The organism is Kitasatospora sp. NPDC091335, assembly GCF_044757205.1.
Taxonomy (GTDB): domain Bacteria; phylum Actinomycetota; class Actinomycetes; order Streptomycetales; family Streptomycetaceae; genus Kitasatospora.
The window spans coordinates 463,250-477,519 of record NZ_JBIVUM010000004.1; the positions used below are offsets into that span (position 1 = coordinate 463,250).

The following is a 14,270-nucleotide window of genomic DNA, read 5'->3' on the forward strand; positions in this document are numbered from 1 at the left end:
GGGCGGCCGTCCGGGGCGGCCGTGAACCGTGCGCGCGGCCGTTCCCGTTCCGTCCCTCGGGAAGTGGGGTGGCCCGGCCGGGTGCGTGACGGCGCACCCGGCCGGGCACATTCGTGGGGCCGGGGACGGCCTGGTCCTAGACCAGGCTGTCCCGCCAGGCCCGGTGGAGGGCGGCGAAGCGGCCGGAGCCGCTGATCAGCTCCTGTGGGGAGCCATCCTCCACGATCCGGCCCCGGTCCATCACCAGGACCCGGTCGGCGATCTCCACGGTGGAGAGCCGGTGGGCGATGATCACGGCCGTCCGCCCGGCCAGGACGGTGCGCATGGCCCGCTGGACGGCCTGCTCCCCGGGGACGTCCAGCGAGCTGGTCGCCTCGTCCAGGATCAGCACCGCGGGGTCGGCGAGCAGGGCGCGGGCGAAGGCCACCAGCTGGCGCTGGCCGGCCGAGATCCGGCCGCCGCGCTTGCGCACGTCGGTGTCGAAGCCGTTGGGCAGGGCGGCGACGAACTCGTACGCGCCGATGTCCCGGGCGGCCTGCTCGACCTCCTCGCGGGTGGCGTCCGGGCGGCCGAGCGCGATGTTCTCGGCGACGGTGCCGGAGAACAGGAAGGACTCCTGGGTCACCATCACCACGCCGCGCCGCAGGTCGGGCGTGGCGAGTTCGCGCAGGTCCACGCCGTCCAGCCGGATCCGGCCGTCGCTCGGGTCGTAGAAGCGGGCCAGCAGCTTGGCGACCGTCGACTTGCCGGCGCCCGTCGCGCCGACCACCGCCACCGTCTGACCGGCGGGGATCAGCAGGTCGAAGGGCGGCAGCACCTCCTTGCCGGTGCGGTAGGTGAAGCGGGTGCCCTCGAAGGAGACCTCGCGGCCCTTCCCGGTGGCCCCGGGCAGCTCGGCGGGCTCGGCCGGCTCGGCGACCGTCGGCTCGTGGGCGAGCAGGCCGGAGATCTTCTCCAGGGCGGCGGCGGCCGACTGGTAGCTGTTCAGGAACATCGCCAGCTGGTCGATCGGGTCGAAGAGCCGGCGCAGGTAGAGCGCGAAGGCGGTGAGCACGCCCAGTTCGAGCGCGTCGTCCACGACCAGGTAGGCGCCGAGCACCACCACGCCGGTGGTCCACAGGTTGGCGGTGGCACGGGAGAGTCCGACGTAGCGGGCGATCTCCAGCAGGCCGTCCGCGGTCGCGGTGGCGGACTGTCCGTTGACCACGGCGAAGGCGGCGTCGTTGGCCTTCTCGCGGCGGAAGGCCTGCACCGGGCGGATGCCGTTCATGGTCTCGGTGAAGCGGACGATCAGCGAGGCGGCCGAGGTGCGCGAGCGCCGGTAGACCCGGCGCGAGCGGGTCCGGAAGGAGTGGGCGATCAGGGCCAGCGGCAGGAAGGCCGCCAGCGAGACCAGGCCGAGCTGCCAGTCCAGCACCACCAGCAGCAGCGAGATGTAGCAGACCGACAGGAGGACGGTCAGCAGCTCCTGGAGGCCCTCGGAGAGCAGCTCGCGCAGCGCGTCGATGTCGCTGGTGGCGCGGGAGATGATCCGGCCCGAGGTGTAGCGCTCGTGGAAGTCCAGGCTGAGCCGCTGGGCGTGGCGGAAGATCCGGCCGCGCAGCTCCAGCACGATGTCCTGGTTGACCCGGGCGCTGATCTTGATGAACACCCACTGGAGCACCGGGCTGAGCAGCGCGAAGAACAGGTAGGCCGCGACCACGGCGACCAGCGGCCCCGCGTCGTCGTCGCGCAGCGCCGGGATGCCGCGGTCCATCGCCACCGCGACCAGCAGCGGGCCGGACTGGAGGGCGGCCTGCTGGACCAGGATCACCACCATCGCGACGGTGATCCTGGCCCGGTGCGGGCCGAGCAGTGAGCGCAGCAGTGCCCGGGGCGCGCCGGGCGGGACGGGTATGTCCTCCTCGTCGGCCGGCGGGGCGGGCAGCTCCTCCTCGACCGGTTCGGCGGCCCCGGCCCTGGTGGGTTCGGCGGTGGTCGTCATGCGAGCCCTGCTTTCGACGTGAGGGGGCCCTCGGGGACCGGGGCGGCCTCGCCCGACATCAGTTCCCGGTAGTGCGCGCAGTCGCGCAGCAGCTCCTGGTGGGTGCCGACGGCCGTGATCCGGCCGTCCGCCAGCACCGCGACCCGGTCGGCGAGCAGCACGGTGCTGGGGCGGTGGGCGACGACCAGGGCGGTGGTGGTGCCGAGGACCTCGCGCAGCGCCCGTTCGACCAGTGCCTCGGTGTGCACGTCCAGGGCGGAGAGCGGGTCGTCCAGCACCAGGAAGGCCGGGTCGCCGACCACCGCGCGGGCCAGCGCGAGGCGCTGGCGCTGGCCGCCGGACAGGCTCAGGCCCTGCTCGCCGACCTCGGTGTCGTGGCCCTGCGGGAGCTTCTCGACGAAGCCCGCCTGGGCGGTGGCGAGGGCGGTGCGCAGCTGTGCGTCGCCCGCGCCGGGGGCGCCCATCAGGACGTTCTCCCGGACGGTGGCGGAGAACAGGGTGGGCTCCTCGAAGGCGACCGCGACGAGTTCGCGCAGCCGCTGCCTGGGCAGCTCGCGGATGTCCCGGCCGTCCAGCGTGATGGCGCCGGCGGTGGCCTCGTACAGCCGGGGGAGCAGCGCGGTGAGCGTGGTCTTGCCGCTGCCGGTGGTGCCGACCAGGGCCATCGTCTCGCCGCTGCGGATGTGCAGGTCGATGCCGTCCAGCAGGTCGGGGCTGTCCTCGGGGGCGTCGGGGTAGCGGAACCGGACGCCGGTGAAGCGGATGCCGTCCGGGGCGGCGAGGCCGGTGGCGGTGCCGGCGTCCGGGGTCTCCGGTTCGTCCAGCACCTCGAAGAAGCGGTCGGTGGCGGTGGCGGCCTCGTTGGCGTAGGCGAGCAGCCAGCCGAGCGACTCGACCGGCCAGCGCAGCGCGAGCGCGGTGGAGAGGAAGGCGACCAGGGCGCCGGCGCTCAGCTCGTCGTGGGCCACCAGGTAGGCGCCGACGGCGAGGGCGAAGGCGAGCGCGATCTCCGGCAGGCCGACGACGACCGCCCAGAGGTTGGCGAGCAGGTGCGCCTTGCGCAGTTCGGTGCGGCGCAGCTCCTGGGACTGGGCGCGGAAGCGCTCGGCCATCGAGCGGTGCCGGCCGAAGGCCTTGAGGACGCGGATGCCGAGCACGGACTCCTCGACCACGGTGGCGAGGTCGCCGTTCTGGTCCTGGGCGAGCCGGGAGGCGCCGGAGTAGCCGGCCTCGAACCGCCGGGTGAGCACGAACAGCGGGACGACCGGGACCAGGGTGATCAGGGCGAGCCGCCAGTCCTGGGTGAACATCACCACGGTGCCGGCCAGGAACATCACCGAGTTGACGATCAGGAAGACCAGCGGGAAGGCCAGGAACAGCCGCATGGTGTACATGTCCGCGGTGGCCCTGGAGAGCAGCTGGCCGGAGCCCCAGCGGTCGTGGAAGGAGACCGGGAGCCGCTGGAGCTTGGCGAAGAGGTCCCCGCGCATCGCCGTCTCCAGTCCGGACAGCGGGCGGGCCAGCACCACCCGGCGGGTGTAGAACAGCGCGGACTCGACCAGGCCCAGGAGGAGCAGCAGGCCGGCGAGCGGCCAGAGGCCGGCCAGGTCGTGCTCGGCGAGCGGGCCGTCCACGATCAGGCCGAGGACCACCGGGACGGCGAGCGTGCTCAGCATGCCCAGGGAGGCGGCCGTCACCGAGACGGTCAGCCGGCCGCGGACGGCGCGGGCGTACGGCCACAGGCGCAGCAGCGAGCGGACCGCGGAGTGCCGCGGCCCGGGCCCGCCGGCTCTCCCGGGCCCGCCGGTTCCGGTGGCTCCGGCGGTGTCGGTTCCGCGGGTGTCGTCGGCTGGGGGGCTTCCCGGGGTCGGGTTCTCGGGGTCCTGCCTGTTCTCGGCCATCGCGGTGAGAGTAGGCAGAGATCCCGTCACTTCTCATCCGGTTTTTCGCTCCTGTCGATGGTGCGCGGCGAGAACCGGCCACTCGAACGGGCGAGACGGGCGTGCGACAGGGGGCGCGTGCCGCCGTTCGTGCGGGGACGAGTGCGCCGCGCGCCTCTTGCGAGCGCCTGCTGATCGGCCGATTACATCTCCTGACGGATGCCCACTGATACACGAGTGAACAGGAGTGCACAGATGACGGTCGAAACCGAGCCCACCCCCGGACCCGGCTCAGCAGTGGTGCAGGTACGGGCCCAGCTCAGCCTCAGCACGACCGCGGCCCGGAACCTCGCGACGACGACCAAGTCCAAGCCGCAGATGCAGGAGATCACCTCCCGCTGGCTGTTGAAGATGCTGCCCTGGGTGCAGGTCAGCGCGGGCACCTACCGGGTCAACCGGCGGCTGAGCTTCGCCCCCGGGCGCGGCCGGGTCAGTTTCGCCAAGACCGGCTCCGCGGTGACGGTGATCGCCCCCTCGCTGGCCGAGGTGCCGGCGCTGCGCGGTTTCGAGGACGAGGAGGTGCTGGCCGAGCTGGCCCGCCGGTTCGTGCAGCGGGACTTCGCGCCGGGTGACGTGCTGGTGCAGGAGGGTGCGCCGATCGAGGAGGTGTTCCTGGTCGCGCACGGCAAGGTGGACCGGATCGGCACCGGCAAGTACGGCGAGCAGACCGTGCTCGGCGGCCTCGCGGACGGTGACTCGATCGGCGACGAGTCGATCACCGAGGGCGGCGGCAACTGGCCGTACACCGTGAAGGCGAGCACCTCCGGCGTCGTGATGGCGCTGTCCTGGGGGGTGCTCCAGGAGCTGATCGGTCGCTCCGAGTCGCTGCGCGAGCAGCTGCTGGGCTTCGCCGCCGACGCCGCGCAGGCGCAGAACGAGCACGGCGAGGCGGAGATCGACCTCTCGGCCGGCCACCAGGGCGAGTACGAGCTGCCCGGCGCCTTCGTGGACTACGAGCTGAAGCCGCGCGAGTACGAGCTGAGCGTCGCGCAGACCGTCCTCAAGGTGCACTCCCGGGTCGCGGACCTCTACAACAAGCCGATGAACCAGACCGAGGAGCAGCTGCGGCTGACCATCGAGGCGCTGCGGGAGCGGCAGGAGCACGAGATCATCAACAACCCGGAGTTCGGGCTGCTCAGCAACGCCGACTTCGACCAGCGGATCCAGACCCGCACCGGGGCGCCCACCCCGGACGACCTGGACGAGCTGCTGAGCCTGCGGCGTGACACCGACTACCTGTTCGCCCACCCGCGGGCGATCGCGGCCTTCGAGCGGGAGTGCAACCGGGCCGGCCTCTACCTGCCCACCGCCGACGTCCTCGGCAAGCACCGGCCGACCTGGCGCGGGGTGCCGATCTTCCCGTGCAACAAGATCCCGGTGTCCGGCCAGCAGACCACCTCCTTCATCGCGATGCGTGTCGGCGAGGACAACCAGGGCGTGGTGGGTCTCACCCAGATCGGCATCCCGGACGAGGTCGAGCCGGGCCTGAACGTCCGGTTCATGGGGATCGACGAGAAGGCGATCGCCTCGTACCTGGTCAGCACCTACTACTCGGCGGCGGTGCTGGTGCCGGACGCGATCGGGGTGCTGGAGAACGTCGAGGTCGGGCACGCCGGCAGCTAGGCGCGTCTTTCCGTCCGGCGGTCCGGCGGTCAGGCGGCGGGGGCGGGCGCGCGCAGCAGTCGCAGCGAGCGCCCGCCCAGGACGACGGTGCCGTGCGGCCGGCCAGGATCCGGGCCAGGGTCCGGCCCCTGGCCGGCCGTGTCGATCACGGTCTCGTACGGGGCCTCCGGCGCGGCCCAGGGCTCGCCGGGCAGGGTGAACACCACCGGGTCCGGGCCCGCGTTGAGCAGCAGCAGGAAGCTGTCGTCGCTCAGCGGCCGCCCGGCCCCGTCCCGTTCGGACATCGCGGTGCCCGAGAGCAGCATGCCGAGGCAGGCGGTCGGCGCGAACCAGTCGGCCTCGGTCATCTCCCGGCCCAGCGGGGTGAACCAGGCGAGGTCGGGCTGGCCGCCCGGGGTGGCGGCCCGGCCGGAGAAGAACGCCCGCTGCCGCAGCACCGGGTGGGCCCGGCGGAGCCGGACCAGCCGGGCCGTGAGCGCGCACAGTTCCTGCCAGCCGGGCTCCGCCAGCAGCGACCAGTCCAGCCAGCCGACCTCGTTGTCCTGGCAGTAGGCGTTGTTGTTGCCGCCCTGGGTGCGGCCCAGCTCGTCCCCGGCGGTGAGCATCGGGACGCCGGCGGAGAGCAGCAGGGTGGCCGTCAGGTTGCGCAGTTGGCGCAGCCGCAGCGCGGTGACCTCGGGGTCGGCGGTCTCGCCCTCGGCGCCGTGGTTCCAGGAGCGGTTGTCGTCGGTGCCGTCCCGGTTGTCCTCGCCGTTGGCCCCGTTGTGCTTGTGGTCGTAGGAGACCAGGTCGCGCAGGGTGAAACCGTCGTGCGCCGTCACGTAGTTGACCGAGGCGTACGGGCGGCGGCCGGCCCGCTGGTAGAGGTCGGAGGAGCCGGAGAGGCGGTAGCCGAGCTCGCGCACGTCGGGGCGGGCGCCGCGCCAGAAGTCCCGTACGGTGTCGCGGTACTTGTCGTTCCACTCGGCCCACAGCGGGGGGAAGCCGCCGACCTGGTAGCCGCCGGGGCCGACGTCCCAGGGCTCGGCGATCAGCTTCACCCGGCTGAGCAGCGGGTCCTGGGCGACGGCGGCGAGGAAGGGGTGGTCCGGGTCCACGGCGTCGCCGCCGTGCGGGCCGCCGCGGGCCAGGGCGGCGGCCAGGTCGAAGCGGAAGCCGTCCACGCCCATCTCGGCGACCCAGTACCGCAGCGAGTCGGTGATCAGCCGGATCACCTGGGGGCGGCGGGTGTCCAGGGTGTTGCCGCAGCCGGTGTAGTCGGCGTAGCCGCGCGGGCGGTTCGGCGGGAGGCGGTAGTAGGCGGCGTTGTCGATGCCGCGCAGGGAGAGCGCCGGGCCCAGTTCGCCGCCCTCGGCGGTGTGGTTGAACACCACGTCGAGGATCACCTCGATCCCGGCGGCGTGCAGGGCGCGGACCATCCGCTTGAACTCGCCGACCTGGCCGCCGCGGGAGCCGGAGGCGGAGTAGCCGGCGTGCGGGGCGAAGTAGCCGATCGTGTTGTAGCCCCAGTAGTTGACCAGGCCGCGGGCCTGCAGGTGGTCCTCGCTGGCGTGCTGGTGGACCGGCAGCAGTTCGACGGCGGTCACGCCGAGGCGGGTGAGGTGGGCGACGGCGGCGGGGTGGGCGAGGCCGGCGTAGGTGCCGCGCAGGGGCGGGGGGATGTCGGGGTGGCGCATGGTGAAGCCGCGCACGTGCAGCTCGTAGAGGACCGTCTCGGCCCAGGGGGTCTTCGGGCGGTGGTCGTCGTACCAGTCGTCGTCGTCGTGGACGACCACGGACCTGGGGACGTACGGGGCGGAGTCGCGGTTGTCCCTGACGGTGTCGGCGACGTCCGCCTCGGGCCAGTTGCGGACGGCGGAGCAGGCGGCGTCGTGGGAGGCGTAACAGCCGTCGATGGCACGGGCGTACGGGTCGAGCAGCAGCTTCGCGGGGTTCCAGCGGGCGCCCGTCCACGGGTCCCAGCGGCCGTGGACGCGGAAGCCGTAGCGGGTGCCGGGGCGGACGCCGGGGAGGAAGCCGTGCCAGACGTGGAAGTCCTGTTCGGTGAGGCGGTGGCGGCTCTCCCGGCCGTCCTCGTCGAAGAGGCACAGGTCGACGGCCTCGGCGCCGGCGGCCCAGAGCGCGAAGTTGGTGCCCGGGGGCCCCGGTCGGCCCGGCGGCCCCGGGGGGCTCCGGTGGGTGGTGTGGGCGGTCCGGTAGCGGGCGCCGAGCGGTTGCCAGCTGCCGGGCCACGGAGGGGTGTCCGGTCGTACCCCGGCTTCCAGCTTCTGCCCTGACGCCATGGCCGTACCTCCCTGGGCGGGGTGTCCTGGGCCCCGTTCAGCTTTTCTTTCCCGGATTGGGGAGGGCGGAAGCCGTTGAACGGGGGCTTACCGGCGGATGGCGGGTGGGATTCCCGGGGATCGGCGTGTCCCGTGCCGGTGCTCCTCGTTGTCCCGGGTGTCGGACGTGAACAGTGGGAGGCCCCGGGATGCGGCGCCGAGGATGGGTGTGGGCTCGGGGTGCGGCGGCGGTGGGCTGCTGCCTGGCCGTTCTCACGGGGTGTGGTGGTGGCGCCTCTCCGGGGGCGTCCGCCGGAGACGCGGCGACGCCGGGTGGGCACAGCGCCCCGCCGGCCCCCTCCCGCGCGGTGGTGACGGCGCAGCCGGCCGACCGCGCGCAGGACGTGCAGCCGGCCGGGGCGGTCCGGGTGGCCGTCGCGCAGGGGCGGCTGGTGTCCGTGCGGCTGGCCGACACCAAGGGCGGTGAGGTGCCCGGCACGATCAGCGCGGACGGCGGCGCGTGGGTGCCGGACGGGCCGCTGCCGCTCGCCACCGCGTTCACGCTGGACTCCGTCGCCGAGGACGATCAGGGGCAGAAGGCCGCCCAGCACTCGGAGTTCACGACGATGACTCCGGCGCACACCTTCGTGGCGTTCTTCACCCCGGAGGACGGGTCGACGGTCGGCGTCGGGATGCCGGTCTCGCTGCGCTTCAGCCGTCCGATCGCGGACCGGGCGGCGGTGGAGAAGGCCGTCCAGGTCACCGCCGACCCGCCGGTGCCGGTGGCCGCGCACTGGTTCGGCAACCAGCGGCTGGACTTCCGCCCCGAGCAGTACTGGGCGGCCGGCACCAGGGTGACGGTGGCGCTGCGGCTCAAGGACGTCCAGGGCGCGCCGGGGGAGTTCGGCACCCAGAGCAGGGACCTGCACTTCACCGTCGGGCGGGCGCAGGTCTCCACCGTCGACCTGGACGCGCACACCCTGACCGTCCGGGCGGGGCAGGGCGGCAAGGTGGTCCGGGTGCTCAAGGTCTCCGGCGGCAGCCGCGGCCACTCCACCTACCGGGGGGTGATGGTGGTGTCGGAGAAGTACCCGGTGACCCGGATGAACTCGCAGACCGTCGGCATGGGCGACGAGTACGACATCAAGGACGTCCCGCACGCGATGCGGCTGACCACCTCCGGCACCTTCGTGCACGGCAACTACTGGGCGGCCCCGGGGGTGTTCGGCTCGGCCAACACCAGCCACGGCTGCATCGGGCTGGCCGACGCCAAGGGCGGGGCGAGCAAGGACTCCCCGGCGGGCTGGCTGTTCGAGCACACCATCCCGGGGGACGTGCTGGACGTGCGGGCCTCGTCCGGGGACTTCGTGCCGCCGCAGAACGGGCTCAACGGCTGGAACGTGCCGTGGGAGCAGTGGCTGGCCGGGAGCGCCCTGCGCCGACCGTAGGGGCCTTTCACCCCGTTTGACCCGTCTTCACAGCGTTTTCACGCCCGCTCCACGGGACTCCTCCCAGGATTCACCCGGATGGCTTGGCTATCCTGCTCCGGCGCGTCCGGGCCCGCCCGGAAAGATCGGCGGGCGGTGCAACTCATGGGGGCACTCAACGCGTCAAGTGAGTGAATACCGGGAGGGGAGAAACCGTGAAGACGGGTAAGACGGCCGGGGCCGCGATACGCACCAGCAACCGCTACGGGCGCAGGGGTGCGATGGCGCTGGTCATGGGTGGGGTCCTGCTGCTCACCGCCGCGTGCGGCGATGACAAGGGCAGCGACGCAGGGGGGTCCGGGGGTGCCGGCGGCAACGCGGCGTCGGCGCCGGCCGCGGGGGACGGCGGCGGGTCGTCGACGCCGAAGCCCTCGGCCGCGGTGCTCGCCGTGGAGCCGAAGGACGGTGCCCAGGACGTCGCGCCGAACGGGCTCCAGGTGTCCGTCGCCAACGGCAAGCTCACCACGGTCGAGGTGACGGACAAGAACGGCAAGCCCGTCGAGGGGGCGATCACCCCGGACGGTGCCGGCTGGAAGCCCGCGGGGGCGCTCGCGGTCGGCATGGCGTACAAGGTGAACGCGCAGGCCAAGGACGGCGAGGGCCTGGTGGCCGCGTCCACCACCTCGTTCACCACGCTGACGCCGGAGAAGAAGGTCTCCACCAACGACAACATCAGCGACAACGCCACCTACGGCGTCGGGATGATCGTCTCGGTGGAGTTCAACAAGCCGGTCAAGAACAAGGAAGCGGTCGCCAACGGCATCACCTTCGAGACCAGCAACGGCACGGTGGTCAAGGGCCACTGGTTCAGTGACAAGCGGGTGGACTTCCGTCCTGAGCAGTACTGGGCGCCGGACACCAAGGTGACGGTCAAGTACCGGCTGAAGAACGTCGAGGTCTCCCCTGGCGTCTACGGCGACGTGGACAAGGACGAGCCGTTCACCATCGGCCGCTCGATGATCTCCACCGCGGATGCCAAGTCGCACCAGATGACGGTCGAACGGGCCGGGCAGAGCACCACCGTGCCGGTCACCCTGGGCGCGGACGCGACGCCGTCCTGGGGCGGGACGATGGTCGTCATGTCCAAGGAGAAGGTCACCCGGATGAACTCGCAGACCGTCGGTCTCGGCGGCGAGTACGACATCAAGGACGTCCCGCACGCGATGCGGCTGACCACCTCCGGCACCTTCGTGCACGGCAACTACTGGGCCAGCCCGTTCGGCAAGACGAACGCGAGCCACGGCTGCGTGTCGATGCAGGACCTGAAGGGCGGCAGCGACTCCTCCGTCGCGGGCAAGTTCTTCAACGACTCGATGGTCGGTGACGTCATCAAGGTCGTGAACACCAAGGAGAAGACCGTCTCGCCCTCCAACGGGCTCGGCGGCTGGAACGTGGACTGGGCCGGCTGGTAGGCCCTGTCCGGAGGCCGGCCCGGGTGCTCCGGGGCCTCCGGTGATTCTTCCGTCGTGCGGCCCGGTCCTCACCCGTTGGGGTCGGGCCGCCGCGGTTTCCGGGGCGGCGAACCCCGGTCATGGCGCAACCTTTCCGGTGGCCGGGTGCGTGTACCGCTCGGGTCCGTCGGGTCCACGGGGAGTTTCTCGGGTTTTCTGAGGAAGGGAATCGGCGTTGAGATCGATACGCACAGTGGTGGCGGCCGGCCTGGTCGGCGGGGCGATGGTGCTGACGGCCGCCTGTGGCGGGGGCGGCGGGAACGGCGGGGGCGGCAGCGCGGTCAGGGCGGACCTCGGGGCGGGTGCGGCGGCCACCGCCAAGCCCGCGGCGGCGCCCACGAGTTCGGTGCCGAAGGTCTCCACGGCGGCGGTGAGCATCGAGCCCGCGGCCGGTTCGGTGGACGTGGCGCCGAACGCGCTCAAGGTGGGCGCGAGCGGGGGCCGGCTCACCACCGTCAAGGTGAGCGACCGGACGGGCAAGGAGGTCCCCGGCACCATCGCCGCCGACGGCCTCAGCTGGACGCCGTCGGCCGGCCTGGAGGTGGGCACCGCCTACCAGGTCAGCGCGATGGCCGCGGACGCCGCCGGCGCGGTCGCCACGGCGGACAGCAGCTTCACCACGCTGACCCCGACGGCGCTCGCCAAGGCCGCCGACAACGTGGACAACGGCGCCACGTACGGCGTCGGCATGATCGTCTCGGTGAACTTCAGCAAGGACGTCGGGAACCGGGCGGAGGTCGCCAGGGGCATCACCTTCGAGACCGACAACGGCACCGTGGTGAAGGGCCACTGGTTCGACGACCGGCGGCTGGACTTCCGCCCGGAGCAGTACTGGAAGCCCGGGACGAAGGTGGTCGTGCACTACCGGCTCAAGAGCGTCGAGATCGCCCCGGGGGTGTACGGCGGGGACCGGGACGAGCCCTTCACGATCGGGCGGTCCCAGATTTCGACGGTTGACGCCGCGGCGCACAAGATGACGGTCGTACAGGGTGAACAGACGAACGAGATCGACATCACCTCGGGCTCGCCGGAACACCCCACCTGGAACGGCACGATGGTGGTCATGTCCAAGGAGGGCGTGGTGCGGATGCAGTCCAGCACGATGCCGGGGATGACCGGTTCGCCGTACGACCTCCAGGTGCCGCACTCGATGCGGCTCACCGAGTCCGGGACGTACGTGCACGGCAACTACTGGAGCGACGCCTTCGGTGAGGACAACGTCAGCCACGGCTGCGTGGGCCTGAAGGACGTCAAGGGCGGTGGGGACGCCACCACGATGGGCAGGTTCTACGACGGCTCGCTGGTCGGGGACGTCATGGTGGTGAAGAACTCGACGAAGAAGGAGACGCTCGACCCGGCGAACGGACTGAGCGGCTGGAACGTGCCGTGGAGCACCTGGTAGCCGGCGGCTGACGGGCGGTGGGGTCAACCGGGATTGACGAAAGTCGGCCCGGTCGGCCCCTTCTTGCTTCCGGCATATGCCGACGCGGAGAGATCGTTTGCTCATTGTCCGTACGCGGCCGCTTGCGTTCCGCAATGATGGTCCGCATGGCGGGTTGGGGCGAAGCAGATCAGTCGTCGGTATCCGGGGCCGGTGCGGTGGCCGCCGAGGTGTCCTTCCTCGATGTACGGGAAGGGCTCCCGGCGCTGGAGCGGCTCACCTCCGAGGAACTGGAGGAGATGTACTCCGGCAGACTCTGCGACCAGTCCGCGCCGAACGAGGTGCGGCTGCCGTCCCGGCCGGAGTCGGGCCCGGTGGCCCGCCGGCTGGTGCTCTCCGTCCTGGAGTCCTGGGAGCTCCACCAGCACCTGGAGGTCGGCGAACTGCTCACCGGCGAGCTGGTGGCCAACGCGGTGCGGCACGCGGCCGGGCGCACCATCGGCCTGCACGTGAGCCGCAAGCCCGGCTGGCTGCGGATCGAGGTCCGCGACTCCTCCCGGGCCCTGCCCTGCATGATCCTCGCCGAGGCCAGGCCGGTGAACGAGCGCGGGCGGGGGCTGAGGATCGTCGACGACCTCGCCGACCGCTGGGGCGCGAACCTGCTGCCGCGGGGCAAGGGCGTCTGGTTCGAGCTGAAGGTGCGCGAGCGGGGCTGAGGGCTCCCGGGCGGCGGGGCCCCGGGAAACACGCAGGGTCCGGGAAACACGCGGGGCCCCCGGATTCGCCGTGGTCCGGCGGATGGGGGCCCCTGCAAGTCATCGCGCCGGCCAAGGGGGTGCGTGCCGCGCGATGGGCGTCGGCAGTGCCAGGTCGGGCCCGCCGAAGTCATCGGCCCAGGGCGGCGTGCGGTGTCGCCCGCCGTTGGGCTGCCTTGACTATCGCATGGATCTCAGCATGTGGGCAAACCAGATGACTTCGAATGCAAGGCGTGTTACCTAGTTCACCTTTGGAATTTGCATAGGTTAACGCCATTGCCTGTGAATATTCATGATCGCGATGGCGCTGCTCACCCTGTGCTCGCCGAATGGTCACGCAGTGGGAGTGCCGGGTGTCGGCATGGAGGCGGTGCGGACCTTCGCGGGCCCCCGGTCACGTTCGTCCGGCGCCCGTCCGTGACGCGTCGCGGCTCAGCGCGCCCCGGGCGCGGGCGGCGTGGGCGTGGACGGCGGTGGGGGAGAGGCGGTCGGGGCGGTGGGGCGGCGGGTCCGTGGGGGTGCCGCCGTGGCAGGTGCGGCAGAGGCCGCCGAGGAGGGCGTGGGGGCGGCAGGGGGTGCGGCAGGCCGTGCATTCGAGGATGCGGGCGGGCTGTGGCTGCTGCTGGGGCTGCGGGCGTTCCGGGGGCAGCTTGTCGATCAGGCGGCGGCGGGTGAAGGCCGCCGGGCTGTGGACGCCGTCCCGGGGCAGGCCCGCGGTGAGGGCGGCGGTGAAGAGGGCCGGGGTGGTGCCCCGGGCCAGCCACTCGGCGGCGAGCGGTTCGAGCGCGGCGCAGTCGGCGGCGGAGAGGGCGAGGCGGGGGTCGGCGAGGCCGAGGCCGGCGAGGGCGGCGTAGGCGGCCGAGACGGGGGAGGTGCGGTTGCGCGTTCGCACGTCGGGGGGATCGGGGGCGGCCGGCGTTGACGCCTCGCCGGTGGCGAGGAAGCCGGCCCACCAGGCGTCGGGGCGGGGGGTGCGGGAGAAGTAGGTGTGGAACACCCAGCGGCAGTCGGTGGAGCTGAGGCGTTCGCGGACGCGGCGCAGGTGGCCTGCGGTGGAGAGCCTGGTGAGGGCGGTGCGGCAGGCCATCTGCCCGTAGTGGGGCTGGAGGACGGCGAGGGTCTTGACGTCCATGGCGGCGCCGTCGGGGAGGTGGTCGATGAGCGAGGCGAGGTAGGCCTCGCGGGCCGGGAGGTGGGCGAAGTCTGTGGCGGAGCGGGGGAGTTGCTCCGGGGCGGACTGCTTGCCGTATCCGGGCGCGGCCATGGCGGTATTGTCGTGGGTAGCCACAGGATCGAGGTCCGTTTCGATCGTGCCGGTCAGACCCCCGTTCGGTGTTGGAGCACCGGTCGGGGGTTGTTTCGTTGGTGCGCACGCTACACGGGGGAAC

At 72.4% G+C, this 14,270-nt stretch carries 9 protein-coding genes; 5 read left to right on the top strand and 4 right to left on the bottom strand.

Annotated features, from left to right (window positions below; translation table 11 throughout):
* Window positions 1–136 precede the first annotated feature (136 nt).
* Window positions 137–1,984, bottom strand: a complete 1,848-nt coding sequence (locus ACIQOW_RS13475; RefSeq protein ID WP_401083629.1) for an ABC transporter ATP-binding protein — start codon at window positions 1,982–1,984, stop codon at window positions 137–139.
* Window positions 1,981–3,885 carry an ABC transporter ATP-binding protein gene (locus ACIQOW_RS13480; RefSeq protein ID WP_401083631.1) on the bottom strand — a complete coding sequence of 635 codons (1,905 nt, stop codon included), beginning with the start codon at window positions 3,883–3,885 and terminating at the stop codon, window positions 1,981–1,983. The genes ACIQOW_RS13475 and ACIQOW_RS13480 overlap by 4 nt, the downstream gene beginning before the upstream one ends.
* A gap of 234 nt (window positions 3,886–4,119) precedes the next feature.
* On the opposite strand from ACIQOW_RS13480, the gene ACIQOW_RS13485 reads away from it, so the two are divergent.
* A complete protein-coding gene (locus tag ACIQOW_RS13485; protein ID WP_401083633.1) occupies window positions 4,120–5,547 on the top strand; it encodes a family 2B encapsulin nanocompartment shell protein in 1,428 nt (475 codons plus the stop codon).
* A gap of 29 nt (window positions 5,548–5,576) precedes the next feature.
* On the opposite strand, the gene glgX is transcribed toward ACIQOW_RS13485, so the two are convergent.
* Complete coding sequence (glgX, locus tag ACIQOW_RS13490) at window positions 5,577–7,829, bottom strand: glycogen debranching protein GlgX (RefSeq protein WP_401083635.1); 2,253 nt, start codon at window positions 7,827–7,829, stop codon at window positions 5,577–5,579.
* A gap of 350 nt (window positions 7,830–8,179) precedes the next feature.
* Between glgX and ACIQOW_RS13495 the strand changes: the two genes are divergently transcribed.
* The 4 genes from ACIQOW_RS13495 (at window position 8,180) to ACIQOW_RS13510 (ending at window position 12,843) form a co-directional block, all read left to right on the top strand.
* Entirely contained in the window at window positions 8,180–9,256 is a 1,077-nt protein-coding gene (locus tag ACIQOW_RS13495) for an Ig-like domain-containing protein (RefSeq protein ID WP_401083637.1), read from the top strand.
* A 194-nt stretch (window positions 9,257–9,450) separates the two neighbouring features.
* Entirely contained in the window at window positions 9,451–10,707 is a 1,257-nt protein-coding gene (locus tag ACIQOW_RS13500) for an Ig-like domain-containing protein (RefSeq protein WP_401083639.1), read from the top strand.
* 214 nt (window positions 10,708–10,921) lie between these two features.
* Complete coding sequence (locus ACIQOW_RS13505) at window positions 10,922–12,148, top strand: Ig-like domain-containing protein (protein ID WP_401083640.1); 1,227 nt, start codon at window positions 10,922–10,924, stop codon at window positions 12,146–12,148.
* Between the two features lie 146 nt (window positions 12,149–12,294).
* The gene (locus ACIQOW_RS13510) at window positions 12,295–12,843 is read left to right on the top strand and encodes an ATP-binding protein (protein WP_401083642.1); all 549 of its coding nucleotides are present in this window, start codon (window positions 12,295–12,297) and stop codon (window positions 12,841–12,843) included.
* Between the two features lie 433 nt (window positions 12,844–13,276).
* Here the strand turns inward: ACIQOW_RS13510 and ACIQOW_RS13515 are convergent, their stop codons facing one another.
* Window positions 13,277–14,146 carry a hypothetical protein gene (locus ACIQOW_RS13515; protein WP_401083644.1) on the bottom strand — a complete coding sequence of 290 codons (870 nt, stop codon included), beginning with the start codon at window positions 14,144–14,146 and terminating at the stop codon, window positions 13,277–13,279.
* Between the last annotated feature and the right edge of the window lie 124 nt (window positions 14,147–14,270).

Bases quoted from the DNA above. Each gene is read 5' to 3' on its own strand.
- ACIQOW_RS13515 (WP_401083644.1), bottom strand. From the start codon at position 14,146: ATGGCCGCGCCCGGATACGGCAAGCAGTCCGCCCCGGAGCAACTCCCC.
- ACIQOW_RS13475 (WP_401083629.1), bottom strand. From the start codon at position 1,984: ATGACGACCACCGCCGAACCCACCAGGGCCGGGGCCGCCGAACCGGTC.
- ACIQOW_RS13480 (WP_401083631.1), bottom strand. From the start codon at position 3,885: ATGGCCGAGAACAGGCAGGACCCCGAGAACCCGACCCCGGGAAGCCCC.
- ACIQOW_RS13485 (WP_401083633.1), top strand. From the start codon at position 4,120: ATGACGGTCGAAACCGAGCCCACCCCCGGACCCGGCTCAGCAGTGGTG.
- glgX (WP_401083635.1), bottom strand. From the start codon at position 7,829: ATGGCGTCAGGGCAGAAGCTGGAAGCCGGGGTACGACCGGACACCCCT.
- ACIQOW_RS13510 (WP_401083642.1), top strand. From the start codon at position 12,295: ATGGCGGGTTGGGGCGAAGCAGATCAGTCGTCGGTATCCGGGGCCGGT.